Origin of the sequence: Parendozoicomonas haliclonae (assembly GCF_900174585.1) — a bacterium.
Classification (GTDB): Bacteria; Pseudomonadota; Gammaproteobacteria; order Pseudomonadales; family Endozoicomonadaceae; genus Sansalvadorimonas; species Sansalvadorimonas haliclonae.
Window position 1 is genome coordinate 167,577 of the sequence record NZ_FWPT01000003.1, and the last position, 21,215, is coordinate 188,791.

At 51.9% G+C, this 21,215-nt stretch carries 23 protein-coding genes; 5 read left to right on the forward strand and 18 right to left on the reverse strand.

Features of this window, described 5'->3' with window-relative positions; genetic code table 11:
• Positions 1–107: 107 nt before the first annotated feature.
• Positions 108–431, forward strand: coding sequence for a ferredoxin FdxA (fdxA, locus tag EHSB41UT_RS07150; RefSeq protein WP_087108276.1), 324 nt, complete (start codon positions 108–110; stop codon positions 429–431).
• A gap of 69 nt (positions 432–500) precedes the next feature.
• Here fdxA and rpoS read toward each other — a convergent pair whose 3' ends face one another.
• From rpoS to EHSB41UT_RS07220, 14 genes are all read right to left on the reverse strand, one after another.
• The gene (gene rpoS, locus EHSB41UT_RS07155; RefSeq protein ID WP_242667257.1) at positions 501–1,541 is read right to left on the reverse strand and encodes an RNA polymerase sigma factor RpoS; all 1,041 of its coding nucleotides are present in this window, start codon (positions 1,539–1,541) and stop codon (positions 501–503) included.
• Between the two features lie 136 nt (positions 1,542–1,677).
• On the reverse strand, positions 1,678–2,436 hold the full coding sequence (locus EHSB41UT_RS07160) for a peptidoglycan DD-metalloendopeptidase family protein (RefSeq protein ID WP_087108278.1): 759 nt from the start codon (positions 2,434–2,436) through the stop codon (positions 1,678–1,680).
• Between the two features lie 252 nt (positions 2,437–2,688).
• The gene (locus EHSB41UT_RS07165) at positions 2,689–3,621 is read right to left on the reverse strand and encodes a polyprenyl-phosphate transporter (RefSeq protein ID WP_087108280.1); all 933 of its coding nucleotides are present in this window, start codon (positions 3,619–3,621) and stop codon (positions 2,689–2,691) included.
• Between the two features lie 8 nt (positions 3,622–3,629).
• Entirely contained in the window at positions 3,630–4,283 is a 654-nt protein-coding gene (locus EHSB41UT_RS07170; protein ID WP_462938298.1) for a protein-L-isoaspartate(D-aspartate) O-methyltransferase, read from the reverse strand.
• Positions 4,284–4,372: 89 nt separating this feature from the next.
• Entirely contained in the window at positions 4,373–5,434 is a 1,062-nt protein-coding gene (gene truD / locus EHSB41UT_RS07175; protein WP_087108282.1) for a tRNA pseudouridine(13) synthase TruD, read from the reverse strand.
• A gap of 3 nt (positions 5,435–5,437) precedes the next feature.
• The gene (locus EHSB41UT_RS07180; RefSeq protein ID WP_242667259.1) at positions 5,438–5,734 is read right to left on the reverse strand and encodes a septum formation initiator family protein; all 297 of its coding nucleotides are present in this window, start codon (positions 5,732–5,734) and stop codon (positions 5,438–5,440) included.
• Between the two features lie 185 nt (positions 5,735–5,919).
• The gene (kdsA, locus tag EHSB41UT_RS07185) at positions 5,920–6,774 is read right to left on the reverse strand and encodes a 3-deoxy-8-phosphooctulonate synthase (protein WP_087108284.1); all 855 of its coding nucleotides are present in this window, start codon (positions 6,772–6,774) and stop codon (positions 5,920–5,922) included.
• Between the two features lie 3 nt (positions 6,775–6,777).
• Positions 6,778–8,400 carry a CTP synthase gene (locus EHSB41UT_RS07190; RefSeq protein ID WP_087108286.1) on the reverse strand — a complete coding sequence of 541 codons (1,623 nt, stop codon included), beginning with the start codon at positions 8,398–8,400 and terminating at the stop codon, positions 6,778–6,780.
• A 174-nt stretch (positions 8,401–8,574) separates the two neighbouring features.
• Positions 8,575–10,416: a hypothetical protein gene (locus EHSB41UT_RS07195; RefSeq protein ID WP_087108288.1), complete on the reverse strand. Its 1,842-nt coding sequence runs from the start codon at positions 10,414–10,416 to the stop codon at positions 8,575–8,577.
• Positions 10,417–10,606: 190 nt separating this feature from the next.
• Positions 10,607–11,989, reverse strand: a complete 1,383-nt coding sequence (gene tilS / locus EHSB41UT_RS07200; protein ID WP_087108290.1) for a tRNA lysidine(34) synthetase TilS — start codon at positions 11,987–11,989, stop codon at positions 10,607–10,609.
• A gap of 130 nt (positions 11,990–12,119) precedes the next feature.
• Positions 12,120–13,070, reverse strand: coding sequence for an acetyl-CoA carboxylase carboxyltransferase subunit alpha (locus EHSB41UT_RS07205; protein WP_087108292.1), 951 nt, complete (start codon positions 13,068–13,070; stop codon positions 12,120–12,122).
• A 146-nt stretch (positions 13,071–13,216) separates the two neighbouring features.
• On the reverse strand, positions 13,217–13,567 hold the full coding sequence (locus EHSB41UT_RS07210; protein WP_133060427.1) for a rhodanese-like domain-containing protein: 351 nt from the start codon (positions 13,565–13,567) through the stop codon (positions 13,217–13,219).
• A gap of 45 nt (positions 13,568–13,612) precedes the next feature.
• Positions 13,613–14,386, reverse strand: coding sequence for a hypothetical protein (locus EHSB41UT_RS07215; protein WP_133060428.1), 774 nt, complete (start codon positions 14,384–14,386; stop codon positions 13,613–13,615).
• A gap of 186 nt (positions 14,387–14,572) precedes the next feature.
• Positions 14,573–15,445: a coiled-coil domain-containing protein gene (locus EHSB41UT_RS07220; protein WP_087108296.1), complete on the reverse strand. Its 873-nt coding sequence runs from the start codon at positions 15,443–15,445 to the stop codon at positions 14,573–14,575.
• Positions 15,446–15,659: 214 nt separating this feature from the next.
• Between EHSB41UT_RS07220 and EHSB41UT_RS07225 the strand changes: the two genes are divergently transcribed.
• The 4 genes from EHSB41UT_RS07225 (at position 15,660) to EHSB41UT_RS07240 (ending at position 18,853) form a co-directional block, all read left to right on the forward strand.
• Positions 15,660–15,980, forward strand: a complete 321-nt coding sequence (locus EHSB41UT_RS07225; RefSeq protein WP_087108298.1) for a hypothetical protein — start codon at positions 15,660–15,662, stop codon at positions 15,978–15,980.
• A gap of 156 nt (positions 15,981–16,136) precedes the next feature.
• Positions 16,137–16,715, forward strand: a complete 579-nt coding sequence (locus EHSB41UT_RS07230; RefSeq protein ID WP_087108300.1) for a superoxide dismutase — start codon at positions 16,137–16,139, stop codon at positions 16,713–16,715.
• A 270-nt stretch (positions 16,716–16,985) separates the two neighbouring features.
• Positions 16,986–18,236, forward strand: a complete 1,251-nt coding sequence (locus EHSB41UT_RS07235) for an OprD family outer membrane porin (RefSeq protein ID WP_087108302.1) — start codon at positions 16,986–16,988, stop codon at positions 18,234–18,236.
• A 350-nt stretch (positions 18,237–18,586) separates the two neighbouring features.
• Positions 18,587–18,853: an ACT domain-containing protein gene (locus EHSB41UT_RS07240; protein WP_087108304.1), complete on the forward strand. Its 267-nt coding sequence runs from the start codon at positions 18,587–18,589 to the stop codon at positions 18,851–18,853.
• 3 nt (positions 18,854–18,856) lie between these two features.
• Here the strand turns inward: EHSB41UT_RS07240 and EHSB41UT_RS07245 are convergent, their stop codons facing one another.
• The 4 genes from EHSB41UT_RS07245 to EHSB41UT_RS07260 all read right to left on the reverse strand — a co-directional run bounded on the left by EHSB41UT_RS07245 (position 18,857) and on the right by EHSB41UT_RS07260 (position 21,159).
• Complete coding sequence (locus EHSB41UT_RS07245; protein ID WP_087108306.1) at positions 18,857–19,342, reverse strand: YbjN domain-containing protein; 486 nt, start codon at positions 19,340–19,342, stop codon at positions 18,857–18,859.
• 84 nt (positions 19,343–19,426) lie between these two features.
• Positions 19,427–20,260, reverse strand: coding sequence for a sulfurtransferase (locus EHSB41UT_RS07250; RefSeq protein ID WP_207626587.1), 834 nt, complete (start codon positions 20,258–20,260; stop codon positions 19,427–19,429).
• 9 nt (positions 20,261–20,269) lie between these two features.
• On the reverse strand, positions 20,270–20,590 hold the full coding sequence (locus EHSB41UT_RS07255; RefSeq protein WP_087108310.1) for a hypothetical protein: 321 nt from the start codon (positions 20,588–20,590) through the stop codon (positions 20,270–20,272).
• A 161-nt stretch (positions 20,591–20,751) separates the two neighbouring features.
• Positions 20,752–21,159 carry an outer membrane lipoprotein gene (locus tag EHSB41UT_RS07260; protein WP_087108993.1) on the reverse strand — a complete coding sequence of 136 codons (408 nt, stop codon included), beginning with the start codon at positions 21,157–21,159 and terminating at the stop codon, positions 20,752–20,754.
• Positions 21,160–21,215: the final 56 nt, after the last annotated feature.

A 21,215-nucleotide genomic window follows, 5' to 3' on the forward strand; every position in this document is an offset into this window, starting at 1 on the left:
AGCGCCATGAAACAGGAGAGTAAAATCTCCTGTTGACCGAGGATGCCCCGGAACGGCACTAAAATGATAACGCCTGAAATGCTGATGAATTGAGATGGAGTCCTGCCATGGCTTTTATAGTGGGTGAAAACTGCATCAAGTGTAAGTACACAGACTGCGTGGAAGTGTGCCCGGTTGATTGCTTTTATGAAGGTCCCAACTTCCTGGTGATCCATCCTGATGAGTGCATAGATTGCGCCCTGTGTGAGCCAGAGTGTCCGGCCAATGCGATCTTCTCAGAAGATGAGGTGCCGGAAGACCAGCAAGAGTTCATCGAACTGAACGCAGAGCTGGCAGAAGTCTGGCCAAACATTACCGAGAAGAAAGACTCCCTGCCCGATGCTGAAGAGTGGGATGGCAAGGAAGGGAAGCTGGAAATGCTTGAGCGCTAAGCTCAGCTTCTGAATACAAAAAAGCCATGACTGTTGGGAGTCATGGCTTATTTATTGCCGCTCTAATCTTCAGCCATTGCTAAAGAGTGAGTCACTGGTCAACCCCTGCTTCTCCAGAATCAAACGCAGACGCTTAAGAGCCTCCACCTGAATCTGACGCACCCGCTCGCGGGTCAGACCAATCTCTTTACCTACCTCTTCCAGCGTGCTGGTTTCATAACCACGCAGACCGAATCGACGTGCTACAACTTCACGCTGCTTTTCAGACAGCTCACACAGCCACTTATCGATACTGTCGTTCAGGTCACTATCCTGCAGCAATACCGCCGGATCGCTTTCCCGAATATCAGAGATGGTATCAAGGATGGATTTGTCGGAATCATGCCCCAGCGGCGTATCCACAGAAGTGACCCGCTCGTTCAGACCGAGCATACGCTTGACGTCGTCCACCGGCTTGTCGAGAAGTTCAGCAATCTCTTCCGGGGTTGGATCATGATCAAGCTTCTGGGTCAGCTCGCGGGCTGCACGCAGATAGACATTGAGTTCCTTAACCACATGAATCGGCAGGCGAATGGTACGGGTCTGATTCATAATCGCCCGCTCAATCGTCTGGCGAATCCACCAGGTCGCATAGGTTGAGAAACGGAAGCCACGTTCCGGATCAAACTTCTCTACCGCTCTGATCAGGCCGAGATTGCCTTCTTCGATCAGATCAAGAAGTGAAAGACCACGGTTTACGTAACGTCGTGAAATTTTGACTACCAACCGCAGGTTACTCTCAATCATACGACGACGGCCTGCTTCAACCCCTTTTCTGGCCAGACGTGCGAAGTGCACTTCTTCTTCCGGCGTCAGCAGAGGAGAAAAGCCGATCTCATTGAGGTACATCTGGGTTGCATCGAGAGATTTGTAGAAAACGTCTTCTTCCCGTCCGCGGGCAGGTGCCGCAGCTGGGGAAGAAACACTTTTCTGCACTGTATTATGCTGAGACAACGTCGAATCATTACCGCTCGCCTCATTACTACTACCAGTGTCAGCATCGAACTCCGTTTCGTGCTCAAAACCCTGATCCAAAGCGGTTAATTCAGCCTCTTCCTTTTTTAGTGCCATAAGTGCCAGCCCTTTTTGATTGGTCCCACTCACAGCCGAAAACAGCCTCTGGCTGCATCGACGACCCTTAACAGGTCCGTCTTTTATATGCCCTTACCACAACCTCGTAACCGCAACTTCCGTATTACTGACGGCCTCAACGATTCGGTAAGAAAAGTAGAGGATCGACAGGCTTACCATTTTGCCGTATTTCAAAGTGCAGCTTTGGCTCATTAGTCCCTGTAGAACCTAATTCGGCTATCTGCTGGCCCGCTTTAACCACATCACCCTCACTGACTAGCAGGGTTTTGTTATGCGCATAAGCACTCAGATAGCGACTGCTGTGTCTGATAATCACCAGGTTTCCATACCCCGTCAGACCGTCACCGGAATAAACCACTTCTCCCGATGCCGTAGCCATTACAGGTTGTCCGATCCGCCCACCAATAGCAATACCCTTGTAGGGCTGCCCTTTGGTACCAAATCGGGTCAGCAGCTTGCCGGAAACCGGCCATTGCCAGCTGACTTTGGTATTTCCCTGATACTGTCCAGTTTTGTTAGAGGGTGATCGTTTTTTGTTCGGCGCGGACTTTACTCCTGTCGACGACACTTGTGAAGCCCTGGGCACAGTTTTATTTTTTGACTGGCTTGTAACCGTTTTTGCCACCACCGGCGTACCTCCGAGGCGCAACCGCTGGCCGGGATAGATTGTGTAGGGGGAGCGGATACCGTTAACCGAAGCTAAGCGCTTGAAATCCTGACCATATTTCCAGGCAATGGTGTAGAGGGTTTCTCCGGGCTGCACCACATGTGAGCCCCAGGTTACGGTGGCTGGGCGGGTACGGTTGGCAACAGGAATGGAAGACGGTGGAGTTGCACAGCCGGCAAGAATGGCAAGCACTATAGCCAGGCTCATGGTTTTTGAGCATACACTCAAATGAATCCGGCCCTTACCCACTCTCATCCTTACATCCTGTCTGGTATCAATCAGTGCTCAATCCGGCAACTGCTCATTTCTTTAAAGAATAAAAACTTAGTTTAAATAACTACAAAGTCTAAAAATTGTGCAATACCCACCTGTAATCCACAACATCTTCCCTTGTATCGGCGCATATTTTGGGTGTAGGAGCCAGAAATATGCGCTTTGACTGTGTGAACTAGAGGGACACTAAGCCTTGCGGGCAGCAATAAAATCAATACCCAGCACCAGCACTATGGCCATTATCATACAGACGACAGCGGAAAGTGTCTGCGCAGGCATACCGTACAGGGTTTCAAAAGCCGCCGGAGAAATATTGGCCTGCAATAAAGGCTCAACCTCACCACTGCTGTTAACCCGTGTGGTCAGCACTTCCTTCCAGGGCCAGAGCTTGTTTAATGAACCCAGCATCAGGCCAATCAGAAAGCCCATGGTTGGCACCCGTGCTTTCAACAGCAGCCAGGACAGGAAGTGGGAAAAGGACAGCAAGCCAATCACACAGCCGGCGCCAAACAGTGCAATTACTGGGAGATTGAACGTCTTGATTGCCGTCATCACCGGAGCATAAAAGCCCAGAAGCAGCAGAATAAAGCTGCCAGAGATACCCGGAAGGATCATGGCACAGATAGCCAGCGCGCCAGCAAAGAAGAAAGACAACAGGCCAATCTCAGTAATCGCCACCGGCAAGCCGGAAGACAATACCCAGCCAATTCCGACACCCGCAACCAGCGTCACTGCAGCAGGTACAGACCACTGCCGCCCGATCTGCTGCCCCATATGCCAGGCCGAAACCAGAACCAGCCCAAAGAAGAACGACCAGACCTGGATTGGGTAGGTCGCCAATAACCAGGTAATAATCCGCGCCAGAGAGAAAATACTGGTTAGCACACCGGCAAACAGGGTCAGCAGAAAGGTCCCGTTAATATGAGACCAGAATGCCTTGGGGCCCTGCTTGAACAGCACCATCAGCGCAGAAGGGCCGCACTTTTTCAGGCTGCCCAACAACTGGTCATAGATCCCGGTAATAAAAGCGATGGTACCGCCGGATACACCCGGCACAACATCGGCCGCCCCCATGGCAAGCCCTTTGCCATAGAGCCAAAGAGAAGATTTCAAATGCATGTAAGAACTCAGCGAATAACACCACTCAGAAGCGGGACAAAGCGTACCGCTTCCAGAAATTGCTTTTCAACACCCGCCTCAGTACGGGTCAGAATATACAGTCCCTGCTCCCGGCCACCGACAGGAATCACCATCCGGCCACCAATAGCCAGCTGATCGATCAACTCTTCGGGAATATTTTCCGGTGCAGCGGTAACAATAATACCGTCGAACGGACCCTCTTCCGACCAGCCCATGCCGCCATCAGAGTGCCGGAAGCGAACATTAAAAGCCTTGAGGAGGCGTAGCTTCTGGCGAGCCTTCTGTTGCAACGGAAGAATACGCTCCACGGTAAAGACCTTGCCGACCAGACCTGCCAGCACAGCTGTCTGATAACCGGAGCCGGTACCGACTTCCAGCACCCGCTCAAGAGGCCCACTGGCCAGCAGCACCTCTGTCATTCTTGCCACAATGAAAGGCTGAGAAATCGTCTGACCATGGCCAATAGGAAGAGCCGTATCTTCATAGGCCCGGTGCGACAGAGCTTCATCAATAAAGATATGGCGGGGAATGGAACGAATCTGATCAACCACCCGATGATCGGTAATGCCCTGATCATAAAGTCGCTGAATCAACCGATCCCTGGTTCTCTGGGAAGTCATTCCAATCCCGGAGAGATTCATACTGCCTGCGCCCACCATAACACTCCTTATCAACCGACTCCGCGCATTCACAGGTATGCAGCCGGTACTCTACACCTCGGTATAAACCGCTAATCGTCCACCTGATTACGGAAATCGACCAGTTCATGAAGAACTGAGGTGGCATAACACCCTTTATTGAGGGTAAAAGCTAACACAAGATCTTCATTGTCCCAACGCCAAACAAGGTTTGCCACCTGAGAAACCAGCGGCCGACGTTCCTGCTTGAGACCTTTCTGTTCCAGAACACGGGCAAAGTTCGGATACTGCGTCGCAACAGCCTGCTCCAGCTCCTTCACCAGCCCCTCTGTTGCCAGCTCACCCTTACCCCAAAGTGGCCCGGTATTGATCAGGTCACAGGCAGCAAAACGTGGAGCAACTGTTTCATCCCGACGGTTCGGATAAATCAGCGAGGCTGCATCCGGAAAGGTCAGCACATCACCATCAAGCAGTTCACACCAGTTGCCAGAGCGGATACGTGAAGCCAGCAATTCGTTAAACAACAGGGAACGTGAGGCTGAGAGCGCAAAGCCTCGGCGCTCACGGGCCAGCTTGATCTCACCGCTGAACAGCTTCTCTGCCAGAATCAGGTTATGACCATCGCGGCCAAAGCGCTGTGATCCGAAATAGTTCGGCACGCCTTTATCAGCAACCTTTTGCAGAAGCCGATCCAGCTGCTCTCGATCACCGTCAAACTCGCGCAGGCGGATCTCAAACTCATTGCCTGACAAAGCACCAGTACGCAGCTTGCGATCGTGGCGCACGGCCTGCAAAAGGCGAACACCTTCCAGCTCAGTCAGACGCTCGGCCCAGATACCGATTTCATTTTCCGGCGGCAGCCCCGGCTGACGCAGACAGAACCATTGTGTCGTCACGCCCTGACGATCTTTCAGACCGGCATAGCTGACATCCACAGCCGGGATATCAGCCATTTTGCCCAACTGACGGGCGAGCCAGGCGGTGTTCTGGCCAGTCTTTTCAATCTGCAGCAGCAAATGCTCGCCATGCCCGAGAGGGGCAAAGGGCAACTGTTCATAAACCCGGAAATCTTCTGGAGACTGTTTAAAAAGAGCGGTGCCGGCAATCCCGGCAAATGCGCGTGGCCACTCAAGCGACCAATCTGATGAGGACATACTTCAGTCCGGCATATAAAAAAAGGTTTCACCCTTACGAATCATACCCAGCTCCAGTCGAGCCATGGCTTCAACAGCTTCAAGACCACCGGCATCTTTGTCTTCCTGCAGAGCCACAACTTCAGCAGCAAGGGCATTATTCCGGTGTTCCAGCAGTTTGTTTTCCTGCTGCTGCTTCTGCACCTGCTGGGTAACATGCCGGTACTGGGCATAGCTACCCTCGCCCACCCACAGACTGAACTGCAGCACGACAAGCAGTGCCAATAACACCAGATGGGCAGGACGCAGAATCATGGCCATAGACAATTAACCCGGGTCATCGGAACACTGTGTTTCCGATTGTTCGTAAAGATATGATCTATCAATCATACCTGAAAAATTATCGACAGGAGATAGCGACAAAACCACCTGCCAGCCAACCATTGTTCAGGCTCCATAAAAAAAGGAGAACGCAGGGTTCTCCTTTCTCGCTGACTCAATACAAATTACTTTGTATCAATTTCATCAAAGCCTTTGACCAAATCATCCAGAGCTTTCATTTGCTTCAGGAATGGTTCCAGCTGACTCAGGCGCAGGGCACTAGGACCGTCGCAACGGGCTTTATCCGGATCCGGATGCGCCTCAATAAACAGGCCGGCAATACCCAGCGCCAGACCGGCACGGGACAGTTCCGTCACCTGATGACGACGCCCACCGGAAGCAGCCCCCATAGGATCACGGCACTGCAGAGAGTGAGTCGCATCAAAGATCAATGGTGCGCCGCCACTGACTTCCGCCATGGTGCGGAAGCCCAGCATATCGACAACCAGGTTGTCGTAACCGTGGCAGGTACCACGTTCACACAGCATGACCTTGTCGTTGCCGGCTTCTTCAAACTTCTCAACGATATTGCCCATCTGGCCAGGGCTCATAAACTGAGGCTTCTTGACGTTGATCACTGCGCCGGTCTCAGCCATAGCTACAACCAGATCAGTCTGACGCGCCAGGAAGGCCGGCAGCTGAATCACATCCGCCACTTCCGCAACTGGCTGGCACTGATGAATTTCGTGCACATCGGTAATCACCGGACAGCCGTGGGTGTCCTTGATTGCCTGCAGAATTTCCAGACCTTTCTCCATACCCGGGCCACGATAGGAAGCCACAGAGGAACGGTTAGCCTTGTCGAAAGAAGCCTTGAACACATAAGGAATGCCCAGTTTCCTGGTGATTTCCACGTAATAGCCGGACACTTCCAGAGCCAGGTCCATGGACTCCAGTACGTTCATGCCACCAAACAGGACAAAAGGCTTGTCGTTGGCAACTTCAATGCCATTTGGCAGAGTAATCGTCTTGTGCTGCATGACTTACTTCTTTTCCTTCAGCGCGGCTTCAACAAACGCGGTAAACAGTTTGTGGCCATAGCGCGGGGTAGAGGTAAATTCCGGATGGAACTGACAGGCCACAAACCATGGGTGATCTTTCACTTCCACAATTTCAACCAGTGACTTATCCACAGAACGGCCGGAAATCACCAGACCAGCCTTCTCCAGCTGCTCTACGTAATTGTTATTCACTTCGTAACGATGACGATGACGCTCTTTAATGGTCTCAGCACCGTAAGCGGCGAAAGCGTTAGTACCTTCTTCCAGATGACACAACTGTGCACCTAGACGCATGGTGCCGCCCAGATCAGACGCATCAGTACGCTGTTCAACCTGACCCGCTTCGTTCATCCATTCGGTGATCAGACCGATTACGGAATTAGCACCGTCTTTAACAAACTCAGAGCTGTTGGCATCAGCAATACCGGCCACATGGCGGGCATACTCGATAACTGCAACCTGCATACCCAGACAGATACCCAGGTAAGGAATCTTGTTCTCGCGAGCGTATTTGACGGTGGCAATCTTGCCTTCCACGCCACGCTCACCAAAACCACCTGGCACCAGAATAGCGTCAACGCCTTCCAGAACACTGGTACCGTCACGCTCGATATCTTCGGAATCGATATAACGCAGCTTGACCTTGGTGCGGGTCTTCAGACCAGCGTGCTTCATCGCTTCGATCAGAGACTTGTAGGCGTCCAGCAGTTCCATGTACTTGCCGACCATCGCCACAGTCACTTCGTTCTGCGGGTTGGCTTCACGCTCAATCACGTCATCCCAGTCGGACAGGTCGGCTGGCTTGCATTCCAGACCAAAGCTGTCCAGCAGGGTGTCATCCAGCCCCTGATCTCGCAGCATGGCTGGAATCTTGTAGATGGAATCCGCATCTTCCAGAGAGATAACCGCACGCTCAGGCACACTGGTAAACAGTGCAATCTTGCGACGGGAAGCAGTGTCAATATGCATCTCGGAACGACAGATCAGTACGTCCGGCTGGATACCGATAGACAGCAGCTCTTTAACAGAGTGCTGGGTCGGCTTGGTTTTCAGCTCGCCGGCCGTCTTGATGTAAGGCACCAGAGTCAGGTGCATATGCTGGGCACGGCGCGGACCCAACTCAACTTTCAGCTGACGAATAGCTTCAAGGAATGGCTGGGATTCGATATCACCCACAGTACCACCGACTTCAACCAGAGCAACGTCAGCATCACCAGCACCGGCAATCACACGTGCCTTGATCTCATCAGTAATATGAGGAATAACCTGAACAGTACCACCGAGATAATCACCGCGACGCTCTTTGCGCAGCACGTGCTCGTAAACACGACCGGAAGTAAAGTTGTTGCCCTGGCTCATGGTTGCGTTGATAAAACGCTCATAGTGGCCAAGGTCAAGATCCGTTTCAGCCCCATCTTCAGTAACAAAAACTTCACCGTGCTGGAACGGGCTCATGGTGCCCGGATCAACGTTGATGTAAGGATCCAGCTTGAGCATGGTGACTTTCAGCCCGCGGGCTTCAAGAATTGCAGCAAGAGAAGCGGCAGCAATGCCCTTTCCCAGTGAGGAAACAACACCGCCCGTGACGAATATATAGCGCGTCATTAAAAACCCGTTTTCTGATCAGCGTTTAACGCTAAGGGGTAGAGGAAGAATGAACTCAAGATGGGAGTGTAGGTTAACAAAAAGCACCTGATCCCTCAACTTGTTGCGCACAAATCGCACATAGAAAACGCCCCGGCAGAGCCGGGGCGTGATATTACAGCTAGCCAACCCGATTTAGAACGGGTCGTATTCCATGCCCAATTCCATTGGCTGAACCATATCCTTCAGGCCATCATAGTTCTCTGCCACAAAGTGATAGAGATAATGACCGGCCAGGCTGCCACTCAGGGCACCCAGAGTTGCGGAACCAGGAACCGGAACATTGCTGGCCGCACTGCCACCAATCCAGGCACCTACCGCAGACGCTGTCGATTCAGCACCCGCCTCCAACATCACACTACCCAGATTGTCGCTGGTCAGTCGGCCTTTGCGATAGTTGTCGTACAGGCTGTTACCCACACCAACCGCTGCACCGGCAACCACATAAGGCAACCTGAGTGAGAGGTTAAAGGTAGCCAGCGAGCTAACCCCGCCACGCAGTGCACTTTCACCGACACCACGCCCCAGCTCCTTCAGCTCTTTGCGGGAATATTGATGCGGCAGCACGCCGTCATTTTGGTATTTCTGATAAATACCAAGGCCCGCCTGAATACCACCACCGATGGTTGCACCACTGGCAAAGGCCACAGCACTGTGCCCCAGATAGCTGCGCAGCCAACCGTCAGCCGAGGCCGGAGTGATTTCGACAACCTTGGTACCTTTCGGAGCATTCAGGTTTTTCGCCCGTTTGACATAACCCTTGTCGAGCAGATCAGCCAGTGACAGAGCCAGCTTTTCATCGAGAACCATACCCTGACTGACATCGTAATAATCACCAGCCCCCTGTCTCCAGAGGGAATCCAGCTTGCTGTAAACCTTGTCGCTTACACCAATAACCGGAATCCGGCTCTTGCCGAAATGTTCCACCAGCCGCTTAACGGCCGCCGTCACCATCTCGGCATCATCACCACCCTTCAGCAGGAAGTACGGCTTGGAAATAGGCGGCAGCGACATGCTATCGAAATTAATATCATAGCCACCACTCATGGCACGGCCTGCCTTAACCGCATTGTAATCCTGCGCTTCAACCAGACCCGATTCACCGATGTAACCCACCTTGCGCATAACCAGGCTGACATCATCGAAATCAACGCTATCGAAAACATCGCGCAAATACTTGGCCGCCACTTCTGAGATGCTGCCTTTATAATTTTCTAACAGCGCAACTACTCTCAGAGAGCCCTGATCCTTTCTGGCAACACCTTTATTCAGTGACTTCTGCAGAACCTCCACCTTGGGTTTTCCGCCAGCAGGCACGTCCACCTCAAACAGAGGCTTCAATGGCTCACCCTGGTTGTATACCCGCAGGCTGACGCTCTTGGCACTGGTCACCAGCAAAGCGACCGCATCGGCACCGATATGATCCACCAGATCAGCATTAACACTGACCAGCTCTTTTAACGCAGCCTCCAGTGCGCCTACCAGATAGGCACTGGTTTCACTGCTGACATTTTCCGGCAGCTGGGCATCCTTGAGTTCGCCATTACGATCGTAAGCTACGCGAGAGCTGACCACCGACAGGTTATAAATGCTGGAGCCGTTACTATCGAGACGCAGCTTGCCCAGTTCGGCGCTCTCAGGAACCGTATCAAACCGGTAGATATCATCTTCTTCGCGAGCAAAGATGCCGTTAGAACCGGATGAGAAATGTGAAAGGTCGACATAGAGCTCGGAATCAAGACCAAACTCCAGGGAAAGTCCCGCAGGACCATTAAACAGCTGAGCATCCTTGACCAGAGGCGCATAAGCCTCATCCTGATTGCCAGCGACCTGAGCTTTAGAGGCTTCGGTATTTGCTGGCGCCGCCAGAACCTGCGTGCCAGCCATTGCTGCCACAGTCAACGCAACCGCCGCAACCAGTCGTGCTGACTGCGGCTTTTTCAAACGCAATTGATCACTTTTGGAAAACTGTCTCATATATACCCACTCCCGCCGTAAAAAAGCGAGCGAAGTGTAGACAGCGCAAGAATACCCCGCCAAAGCCGGGTGTTAAGAATTGTTACTATAGAACTACAAAGTGTGAGGCTTGTGACGAGCGGTGTATAAGCGGGTGAATCCGTGTATCCCGATCATTAAAACACCCTTAAAAACGCCCTCAAAATGACACTCATAATTGCCATTTAAGAGACCAGCCCGGACCTTCACCAGCACAAAAATCAGCGGCCACCAGCACCCCGGGAATGGCTACTACCTCCGCTCCCTTATGCAGAACAGGCAAGCGCTCCCGCAACCAGGCTGGAACACCCAATTCATTGAGCCACTTTTTGAGGGTTTTCCGTCCCTTCCGCCCGGGCAGAGCAAAGGGTTCAACCATAACATCCCGACGCAGGGACCATTGGCCATTCAGAGTTGTCGCACGTAAGGCAGACACACCGGTAGAAGAGTCATACCACTGTGCGATCACATCGCCATTACCTGCAAACGACAAACAGAAATCATCACCCTTCAGTACAGCGGAAGACTGACTTTTACACTCCCCCAGCCGAGGGAGCGCTGCAAGTGCCACCAGCCAGTGCCGATGACGATAAACAGAGCACCCACCCCAGTGCAGCTCCGGTTCAGCATCAACTCGGGCAAGCACAACCTCGTTGTAGATACGCTCCAACATCTCACTATCAGGAACCGGCAAATCTAGAACGCTCAACCAGTGCCGCAAAACCAGATTCCGTCGTGCCGCTGTCTGCTCTGATAGCCAGCCACAATCCACCACCTGCAATTCGCCAACGCCTGGAAAGGTCACGCTCAGACTGGCGGCCTGTAAATCCTCTTTGGCCAATTCATCCAGCAGTTGCACAGAGTCTTGACAAATTTCGCTAAAGCGCGCCACCCGGGACTTCATACCCGGCCAGCGCTGCTCCAGAACCGGCACAATGTCCGCTCGCAGAAAATTACGATCAAACCGGGTATCGGTATTGGAATCATCCTCAATCCACTCCAAACCATGTCGCCGGGCATAATCTTCAAGGGCGGATCGGGGGAAGACCAACAAGGGCCGACACAACTGCCCCACTCCCAGCGAACGGGTGGTCGGCATACCACTCATACCATGAATGCCAGAGCCCCGAACAAGTCGATAGAGCAAGGTTTCTACCTGATCATCCTGGTGGTGTGCCTGTAGCAGCACTTCTCCAACCTGCAGGCTTTCCTCAAATACCTGATAGCGGGCATTACGGGCACTCTCTTCAATATTTTGCCCTTGGCCACACTGAACATAATGCACCTGAAGAGGTATTTCCCAGCTCTGGCATAAAGCTTCAGCGTGATTCACCCAATCATCTGCCAGCCGGCTTAGGCCATGATGAACATGCAGCGCCCCCACCCCTTTCAACACACCCTGCTCACGAAGCTCCCGACACAGAGAAAGCAACACTGTGGAATCCAGACCACCACTGAAACCAACCACAACATCAGGAACCGTTGAACCTTTACAGTTCAGGGCTTGAAGTAAACAGGAACGAAAACGGTCAACCGTCAGTGGATCAGTGCGCATGAATTGAAGTCATTGAGTATCGTTAACAGGCCATATTATCTTATGACACTATGGATTCGACAGCGCCAGAATAGAAAAGGCCGGAGCAGTAAACCACTCCGGCCTTTTCAAGATAATAAACAGTATCGGATCAGCTGATACCGATATTTCGCAAACGCTGATAACGCTCGGCGGCCAACTCAGGGCCAGTTTTGCCTTTCAGACCAGCCAGCTCTTCCACCAACGCCTGCTTCAGCAAAGCAGCAGCTTCACTCATATCACGGTGAGCACCACCTAAAGGCTCCTGAATAATCCGGTCAACCAGACCCAGCTCCTTCAGACGAGGAGCGGTAATTCCCATAGCCTCGGCAGCATCGGAAGCCTTATCCGCAGTTTTCCAGAGAATAGAGGCGCAACCTTCAGGCGAGATGACCGAGTAAGTGGAGTACTGCAGCATCATCAGGCGATCACAAACCCCAATGGCCAGCGCACCACCGGAACCACCCTCGCCAATCACCGTGGAGATAATCGGAGTTTCCAGACGGGACATCACCGCCAGGTTCCAGGCAATCGCTTCACTTTGCCCACGCTCTTCCGCATCAATACCCGGATAAGCTCCTGGCGTATCAATAAAGGTGAGGATTGGCAGCTTGAATCGTTCGGCCATTTCCATCATTCGGCAGGCCTTACGGTAGCCTTCCGGACGAGGCATGCCGAAGTTGCGGCGCACCTTCTCTTTCACTTCACGACCTTTCTGGTGGCCGATAACCATCACCGGCTGACCATCCAGCTCCGCCATACCACCGACAATGGCCTGATCATCAGCAAAATGACGATCACCATGAATCTCATCAAAGTCGGTGAAGATTTCCCGTACATAATCAAAGGTGTAAGGACGACGCGGATGACGCGCCAGCTGGGCCACCTGCCATGCGGAAAGGTCGGTGAAAATATTAGCGGTCAGTGTCTTGCACTTTTCTTCCAGCGTACTGATTTCACCGGTGATATTCAGTTCATTATCAGAACCGACGAGACGCAACTCCTCGATTTTTGCCTCGAGCTCTGCGATCGGCTGTTCAAATTCAAGATAATTAGGATTCATCAGTCCGGAGTCACAACCAGAAAAAGTAAAATTGGCTACACATTAAGGAATCACCCTCGGTATGTCGAGGGTAAAGATGTAAGTCGAAGTTACCAAATTTTACCAGATACCAACAGCGACCTGTCCAGAGGTATTAATGCGGCTAATTACAGCCCTCGCAGCTTGCGGGCGTCTCCAACACTGCCGGCATTAATAACATCGGTATAACCGGCCTTGGCCAGCAACTGAGTGGCCATACCTGAACGGTTACCACTGCGGCAATAAAGAGCTATGGGACGGTCTTTCTCAATCCCCTGCGCCGACAGAAACTCAACGATCCCCTGCCACTCGACCTGACCATCACCCTCAATGCCGTTCGCCTGCTTTTCTTTCAGACTCCGAACATCAACCCAGAGGCGTTCTGGATCTTGCGCTGCTTTTTGCAGAGTATCATCAGCGGCATGGGCAAAGAGTGCTCCACAAAAAGCCAAAATGGTGGCTACCAGTTTTATTTTCATAATGCCTCCTGCATCTTTTATTGCGTTTTATAATCCCGGCGAAAGTTAGCGAGGCTCGGAGAAATCCTTAAGACCGGCCAGACTTTCTACACATTTCATCTGAAGCCGTTGAAGCAGCGACTCCCGCTGCTCAGCCAGATCCGAAAGGTTATTGACTGCCTTCGGCATATCGACAGCACATCTCGCCACCTGCCAGGTCTTATCAAAGATCAGCTCTTTGCTTTTGGCGGGCCGACGCACCACAGTGAGACTCATCTGCTCCTGTAGAGGCGCTAAAGATTGCAAACGCTCATGAAGACTGCGTGAAACCAGAGGTTCGGAAGATGGGGCATATTTCAGGTTATAACGGGCTTCTGAGAGATAAATGCGCTCATCCGGGATAATGACATAATCCGCTTTAATGCTGCGCAGATAACGAACCAGGAGCTTGTTACCGGAATCATCCTCCATACCCGGCAACCAGGCATACCAGCTTTTGGCTTCGCAGGATGGCAGCGGTTTGGTCGCACCGGGAGGGCAGTTCTGCTCCACAGCAGTCAGCACTTTATAATGCCAGCGCAAGCTTTCCTCCCCTGCGACCAGATGCAGGCCCGCATCCTGTATGGACTGATAGAGCTTGATTGACGCTTTATAGTCCGGCAGCAACTGCCCATCTTTCTGCACATCCATCAGAGGTGCCAAAAGTCCTTTACCTGCTAACAGACGAGAGACGTCTTGTGCATCCCAGCCATTTTGAAGCTGCCAGTTTTGGCTACGCTCTATTTCAGGTGACGAGACTTTATCCGGATTTGGGGAGTCAGACCACCAGCTCGAAATCATGGCACATCCCGACAGGGTGAAAGCCAATGTGAAACTTACAGCAGCACGCAGAAGCAGTTGGCCAGCCCGAGTAGCGGCTGACCAGAATAAGGAAACCTTGGAAAGCATGGGCGTCATTAACTTCACCGGGGTTACGTCTTTATAGTTGTTATTCTTTTCACCGAGCTAAAATCAGCCCACCCGGCATCATGGTTTGGCTGCCGGTTCAAGCCCCAGGCCTGTGCCGGCCGGAGAGCTTAGATTACGAATACTGGCCTCGATCTGAACCAGACGACGATTCACCTGCTGACGATGGGCATCAACAGCTTTGATCTTTTCTTCGTAATCTTTCATCTGCTTAGAAACATTGGCAGAAAGCGTCTTGTTACTATCAAGCGCTTTCTTCACGGATACTGACAGGTTATCAATGGTCTTCTGCATGGCGTCCAGCTGCTCACGGTTTACCGTTGAACCAGCAACCAGCTCCGCATTCATGGCGCGCAGCTCTTTCTTAACGCCATCCAGCTCGCCAGCGGTTTTCTCCAGAGCTTTAATATCACCACTGATTTTGCTCACTGAGCCTGACAATGATTTCTCTGTAGCGGCAAGGTTCTTGGTCAAGGAGTCCAGTTCCTTTTCCTGAGACTCAATCATCGGACGATTACGCTTATTGGCAAGATCCCAAAGTTTACGAATCTCGAAATTGACCGCCTTCAATTCGTCCTTAACTTCATTACCACTGCGATTCAGGGTTTCACCTGTTTCAGAGACGGTGCCGGATACATCCATCAACTGGGAAGACGTCATCGCCAACCGGCTACGGGTATCCTGCAATTCCTTCTGCACAGCCTGCAGCTGCAGATAACCACCACCGGCCAGTGCCAGAAGCGCGACACCAAGAACCATGGTGCCTACAGGAAAGCGTGAAGGGGCTTTGGGCTGAGAGTCGTTGTTCTTTTTTGCCGCTGGCCTGGCTGGGCGCGCCTTGGCCGAACGTTCGGTGGGACGCTCAGACAGATCATCCTCAGACAGAGAGATACTGGGTAAATGATCAAGGTCGTCCTGAGAAGTGGATTTCATCGCGGTAAACAAATCTGACTGTTTTCTTGCATTCTAGAGCAAAGCGTATCGCGACCCAATAGGTATGAGAGCACCACCATACGACACCGTTATCACTCTATGACACAAGACTGTGCACAATCTTGTTCAGAAAAACCCCGACAAGTGCCCCGTACGACCTTGGCAAGACACTTGCTTGTAGAGTTTTGACCTAAAAGCACACCAGGAGAATACCATGCACACAGAGACCAGCATCAATCTGAATAAAGAAATGCTCGATCTGATGTCGATCCTGCGCCGTCGGCTGAAAGCTGAGTTTGATGTCATCATCCGCTTCAGCCACGATGATGCTCTGGAAACCATCTACGATCTGGCCCGACGCTCCATGGATCAGACTACCAAAGAGAATGCCTGCCATCTGCTCACCCTCTCGGGCTGGGATATCGAGATAGACCAATTGATTCGCCCGGTACACAGTCAGAGAAGCCCAGCTGGGTCTCCCCCTCCAGCACAGCCCAAAGCCGTAAAGATCTATCGCGGACAGGTGATCGCCTGATAGCAGCCTGCAAACCGGTCTCATACAACGAAATAAGCGCACAACAAACCGTGGAAACAGCGGTTATCACAGTGCTATCATCGGTTATCCGAAATTTTGCCATGCCGAGGCGCATTTCGGCTCTTGCCTGATTAGATAAAAGATGGAGACAACCAAATGGCTTTTGAACTGCCAGCTCTGCCATATGCCCGTGACGCTCTTGTCCCGCATATCTCTGAAGAGACCCTGAACTACCACTATGGCAAACACCACAAGACTTACGTGGACAAGCTGAATGGTCTGGTAGACGGCACCGATATGGCTGGTCAGTCTCTGGAAGAGATTATCAAGTCCTCCAGCGGCCCTGTTTTCAACAACGCTGCCCAGATCTGGAACCACACTTTCTACTGGAACAGCCTGAGCCCTAACGGCGGCGGTCAGCCTTCCGGCGCTCTGGCAGAAGCTATCGACAAGTCTTTCGGTTCTTTCGATGCGTTCGTTGCCAAGTTCAACGAGATGGCTGTAAACAACTTCGGCTCCAGCTGGACCTGGCTGGTGAAGAACACTGACGGCTCCCTGGACATCGTTAACACCAGCAACGCTGCCACTCCTATCACTGGCGACCAAAAGCCACTGCTGACCTGCGACCTGTGGGAACACGCTTACTACATTGACTACCGCAATGTACGCCCTGATTACCTGAAGGCCTTCTGGGCTCTGGTAAACTGGGATTTTGCAGCCGCTAACTTCGCTTAATCAGTCAGCCTGTAAAATATAAAAAGCCCAGCCTCAGCGCTGGGCTTTTTTGGTGCACAAAAACCATCCCGCGCCCCAACAAAGCTCACCCAAACACTCTTACAAAACCACAATTCCTATAAATATCAGCCAGTTAGCGATTTCTCAGACATAGGTAGTATTACGGTTTTATTTCAAGCATAATCTTCGGTGCCTAATGCTTTTAGCACACGGCGCGCACAAAATGACAAGAGCAGATGCTCGAAAAATAAAACACACACAAGAACAAATATGAAAACACTGACCAAATGCACACTGAGTGCAGCTGTTGCTGCCATCATTGCAACCAACGCAGCCCAGGCTGCTGAGGTTGTGACTGTAGACCCAAGCCTGAAACTGACCTACAAGAACTTCAACTGGCAGGAAGACTACGGCTCTGGCGTTTCCAATGAGCGTGACGAGTGGGTTCACGGCGTTATTGCCGACTTCGACACTGGCTACGTTAACGATGTTATCGGTGCCGTTGTAACCACCGGTGCAGTATTCCCTCTGGACGTACAGAAAGGCAGCTCCATGGCTAACGTAGCCAAGGACAGCCGTGGCGATGCTGACAGCATCGGTGGCTTCCAGCAGGTTTACCTGAAAGCCAAGCACACTGCCGGCGACGTTAACCTGAACGCCAGCTACGGTGTGAAGAAGCGTGGCTTCGAGCTGTACGGCAACTCTGGCTCCCGTGTACTGGCTGCCAGCTCCGAAGGTTTTGACGTTTCTGCCGCTTACGGCGACCTGAACGTTTACGCTTCCCGTCTGACCGGTGCCAGCAACCGTAACCAGTCTGCTCTGACCCGCGACATCATGCAGGACGGCAACAAGATCGACAACATCCTGATCTACGGTGCCAACTACAGCATCGCCGGTGTTGGCCTGGTTGCCGAGCAGCTGAAGTCCCAGGACTACCTGAAGAAAGGTTTCCTGATGGCTTCCTACGGCCTGGAACTGTCCGAAGGCATGGGTATTGATCTGGATGCCCGTTACGGTACCGCAAAGCGCGACGGTAACCTGGTACCAGCCGGCTACAAGTCCAAGTACGTTAACCTGAACGCCACCCTGAACGTTGCTAACGCTTTCGTTGGTATTGGCTACAACAAGACCAAAGATGGCGACTGGAACCGTAACAACGGCAGCGGCAACTCTGACGTATTCAACTCCAGCCTGGATCTGTGGGACCAGTTCGCTAACGAAGGCGAGAAAGCTTACCTGCTGACTGCTGGCTACAACTTTGCCGACCTGGGCCTGCCAGGCCTGAGCGTTGACGTAACTACCGCCAAAGGTAAAGACGCCAAGGGCTTCAGCAAGTTTGACCGTCGTGAGTTCTCCGGCAACGTATCCTACAGCTTCAGTGGCGATCTGGAAGGCCTGTCTGTAGCGTGGTACCACTACGACTACAAACTGGATGAGCGTGCCGACGGTGCAACTGCTACTGACAAGACCAAGGAAAACGGTGATCGCGTTTACCTGACCTACTCTGTATCCGTGTTCTAATCGAACTTTTCGGATAGAGACTCGAGCAGGAGCGGCCTCTGGCCCCTCCTGCTTTTTATTGCCCGTAAGAAAGACTTACCAGACTGTTACCCCAACCAACTTATTTCGGTTTTTACTTGCAGCCACTCGGCAACTTGCTTAGTATTTGTTCAAATTTAGTGAGATCTGAACGACTGATGTCCCAAGCCCAGCACAAAACCATGATTATGATGACCGGTATGATGATGAAATCATTCGCCGGGGGTTGTGTTGTGGGCAGCAAAGACTAAAGCCACAGACCAGATACCAAAACCCCCGCACCGCAAGGTTCGGGGGTTTTTTTATGATTTTAAATCAGAGGAGTAAATATTATGTCACAGCCAATCCGTCAATACCGGCTCAAGCTGATCGCAGCCAACACACCAGGCAGCCTGGAGCGTGTTCTGAATAACAGTCGCAGCGGCGGTTTTGCTGTGGATAATTTCTCCGCATCACTATGCGTTGAAAGGAATCAATATCTGATTGATCTGCAGGTATCCGGGGGCAACAGCCAGAATAATCTGATTATTGCCCTGCTGCAGGAAAGCGACATCCGCTCCCTGACACCTTACCGGAAAGGCATGAGCGCCTATTTATGAAGCTTAGTGATAGGAGTGCTTTGCGCCTTCTTCAGGCTCGGCAGACAGCAGTGGCTCTTCGCCCAGATAGAGGAACTGCATCTGCTGGCACTCCTGCATCAACTGACGCACTGTCTCCATGGCCACACCAAAGTATTCATGGAACTGAGCCACGGTAACGCCCTGGGTGGTCAGCAGCGAAGAAGACGCCATCAACATCGGCGTGGCTTCATCAGGAGTATTAACGAACAACTTCAAAGTCGGGAACGACATATTCAGACGGGGCATATCCGCAGACACGGCCAATACAGCACTGGTACGCAGATCAAGCTCGGTAGTGAACATCAACCCCCAGGGCTCAACAAACAGGCGGCTATCCAACACGCCTTCTGAAGACTGCAGTGCAGAGATATGAAGGCCGCTGCACTGATCACAGATATAGGACTCATAACCGGCTTCACCCAGCCACTTCTCCACCAGGGCAATATCCGGAACCAGCAAGTCGTGCATTGTCTTCTATCTCGGAAAATCAAAGAAGCGGGACTTTAACTGATTTTGCCAGTAATGGCGACCGCTGCCCGATACAGGAAAGCCTCACTCGCCTGTAGCAATCTCCCGACTACCATCGGTAATCCACTCACTCCAGGAGCCAGGGTACAAACGAGCTGGCGGTAACCCCGCTAACACCATCCCCAGAATGCTTTGACAGGCAGACACGCCGGAGCCGCAGTAATAAACGACATCTTTCCCTTCAAGATCAGAAAACAATTCCCGTAACTTTTCCGCCCTCTGAAAGTGACCCTGCTCATCAACGGTTGCAGCACAGGGTAAACAATGCGCTCCTGGAATATGGCCAGCCCTAACATCCAGAGGCTCAATCTCTCCCCGATAACGCTCTGGGGCCCGGGCATCCAGTAGCAATCCACCGTCTTTCACAAAAGCAGGAATAGAAGCGGCATCAATCATCACTTCCGGATTAAGGCGAGGCTGAAAATCACCTGAAGGGTATAGGGCAATTTCAGACGAAACTTCACCACTTTCAGCCAACCAACTTTTCATACCTCCACGAAGGATAAAGACCTGCTTATGCCCCAACCATAAGCTGAGCATCCACCAAAGCCTCGGCACAAAGAAGTGGCTTCCATCATCATAGAGAACTACACGACTACGGTTAGAAACGCCAAGTTCCTGTAAGCGGGAAACCAACTGATCAACATCCGGAAGCGGATGCCGCCCGGTCTGACCGCTGATCACAGGACCAGAAAGGTCTTTACCAAGATCCACATATTGCGCACCAGGAATATGAGCCTGCTGATACTGCCGTAAGCCCAAACCAGCATCCTGCAGACTGTAACGCACATCAAAGATCCTCAATTCAGGATCCTGCTGCCACTCCTGCAAAGTCGCCACATCAATCAACAGACTCATGGTAATACCTTATTCGCTGTCTGAAGGTTCAGCCTGCTGAACCACCTGATCATCGACAATCACCTTGCCGGTCAACACTTCACCCACATCAACACTGCCATCATTAATGCTGTCTTTGATAACTATACGGGTAACGTCGTGTTCCATTTCATCCTGCTCAGGTTCAGCCTGCTCCTGATAAGGCGGCATCATCGCCTCTTCTATCTGTGGCGTTTCGGGCAGTGCTATTTCGTCATTGCCGGAGTCACTATTAAAAAACCAAAGACCGCCCAGAATCAGCAATGCCAAACCTGCGACGACACCGATAGCCTGTCGTGTTTCCCTATTCATGGCGCATACCCTGTTTTTACTGTTAGTCGAGTGTAAATCCCCAAACCGGGAATGAATAGGGTCTTTAGAAAATGAAGAATATAAGGAAGAAGATAAAGAAGTGCTTTTTGAAGAAGAGGAAAGAAATTTGCCCGACCAAAGATTGACCGGGCAAATAACAATTAGCGGGTGTGAACAACCCGGCTGCTGCTACCTTGGCTTAATACCTTCACACGATCACCAACACGATAGCTGTTACCTGGCTCTTCCTGCTGCACTACGGAGATGTAACTGCCATTCTCCAGTTGTACAGTCATATTAATCGCCATGGTTTCCGTTGCTTTACGCTCGGCGTAGTTACCTAACACACCGCCAGCAACTGCCCCGGCAATGGTTGCAAGGCTCTTGCCTTTGCCACCACCAATAGTGGAACCACCAATACCACCCACCGCAGCACCAGTAAGCGCACCAACACCGGACTGGGTACCATCAACCCGTACCAGCTCGATCTCGACAATTTCCCCAAACTGGACAGTCTGCATGCTTCTGGCTTCAAGGCGATCATAGTTACTGCCCGTGAGATCAGTCATACAACCACTCAGAAGCAGCGTAAATACCGCGAAAACACTAATAAGGATATTTTTAC

Bases quoted from the DNA above. Each gene is read 5' to 3' on its own strand.
- EHSB41UT_RS07195 (WP_087108288.1), bottom strand. From the start codon at position 10,416: ATGAGACAGTTTTCCAAAAGTGATCAATTGCGTTTGAAAAAGCCGCAG.
- kdsA (WP_087108284.1), bottom strand. From the start codon at position 6,774: ATGCAGCACAAGACGATTACTCTGCCAAATGGCATTGAAGTTGCCAAC.
- EHSB41UT_RS07160 (WP_087108278.1), bottom strand. From the start codon at position 2,436: ATGAGCCTGGCTATAGTGCTTGCCATTCTTGCCGGCTGTGCAACTCCA.
- EHSB41UT_RS07240 (WP_087108304.1), top strand. From the start codon at position 18,587: ATGTCACAGCCAATCCGTCAATACCGGCTCAAGCTGATCGCAGCCAAC.
- EHSB41UT_RS07260 (WP_087108993.1), bottom strand. From the start codon at position 21,159: ATGACTGATCTCACGGGCAGTAACTATGATCGCCTTGAAGCCAGAAGC.
- EHSB41UT_RS07190 (WP_087108286.1), bottom strand. From the start codon at position 8,400: ATGACGCGCTATATATTCGTCACGGGCGGTGTTGTTTCCTCACTGGGA.
- truD (WP_087108282.1), bottom strand. From the start codon at position 5,434: ATGTCCTCATCAGATTGGTCGCTTGAGTGGCCACGCGCATTTGCCGGG.
- EHSB41UT_RS07220 (WP_087108296.1), bottom strand. From the start codon at position 15,445: ATGAAATCCACTTCTCAGGACGACCTTGATCATTTACCCAGTATCTCT.
- EHSB41UT_RS07215 (WP_133060428.1), bottom strand. From the start codon at position 14,386: ATGATTTCGAGCTGGTGGTCTGACTCCCCAAATCCGGATAAAGTCTCG.
- EHSB41UT_RS07180 (WP_242667259.1), bottom strand. From the start codon at position 5,734: ATGGCCATGATTCTGCGTCCTGCCCATCTGGTGTTATTGGCACTGCTT.
- EHSB41UT_RS07250 (WP_207626587.1), bottom strand. From the start codon at position 20,260: ATGAGTCTGTTGATTGATGTGGCGACTTTGCAGGAGTGGCAGCAGGAT.
- EHSB41UT_RS07165 (WP_087108280.1), bottom strand. From the start codon at position 3,621: ATGCATTTGAAATCTTCTCTTTGGCTCTATGGCAAAGGGCTTGCCATG.
- EHSB41UT_RS07230 (WP_087108300.1), top strand. From the start codon at position 16,137: ATGGCTTTTGAACTGCCAGCTCTGCCATATGCCCGTGACGCTCTTGTC.
- EHSB41UT_RS07245 (WP_087108306.1), bottom strand. From the start codon at position 19,342: ATGCACGACTTGCTGGTTCCGGATATTGCCCTGGTGGAGAAGTGGCTG.
- EHSB41UT_RS07235 (WP_087108302.1), top strand. From the start codon at position 16,986: ATGAAAACACTGACCAAATGCACACTGAGTGCAGCTGTTGCTGCCATC.
- fdxA (WP_087108276.1), top strand. From the start codon at position 108: ATGGCTTTTATAGTGGGTGAAAACTGCATCAAGTGTAAGTACACAGAC.
- EHSB41UT_RS07225 (WP_087108298.1), top strand. From the start codon at position 15,660: ATGCACACAGAGACCAGCATCAATCTGAATAAAGAAATGCTCGATCTG.
- EHSB41UT_RS07205 (WP_087108292.1), bottom strand. From the start codon at position 13,070: ATGAATCCTAATTATCTTGAATTTGAACAGCCGATCGCAGAGCTCGAG.
- EHSB41UT_RS07255 (WP_087108310.1), bottom strand. From the start codon at position 20,590: ATGAATAGGGAAACACGACAGGCTATCGGTGTCGTCGCAGGTTTGGCA.
- tilS (WP_087108290.1), bottom strand. From the start codon at position 11,989: ATGCGCACTGATCCACTGACGGTTGACCGTTTTCGTTCCTGTTTACTT.
- rpoS (WP_242667257.1), bottom strand. From the start codon at position 1,541: ATGGCACTAAAAAAGGAAGAGGCTGAATTAACCGCTTTGGATCAGGGT.
- EHSB41UT_RS07210 (WP_133060427.1), bottom strand. From the start codon at position 13,567: ATGAAAATAAAACTGGTAGCCACCATTTTGGCTTTTTGTGGAGCACTC.
- EHSB41UT_RS07170 (WP_462938298.1), bottom strand. From the start codon at position 4,283: ATGAATCTCTCCGGGATTGGAATGACTTCCCAGAGAACCAGGGATCGG.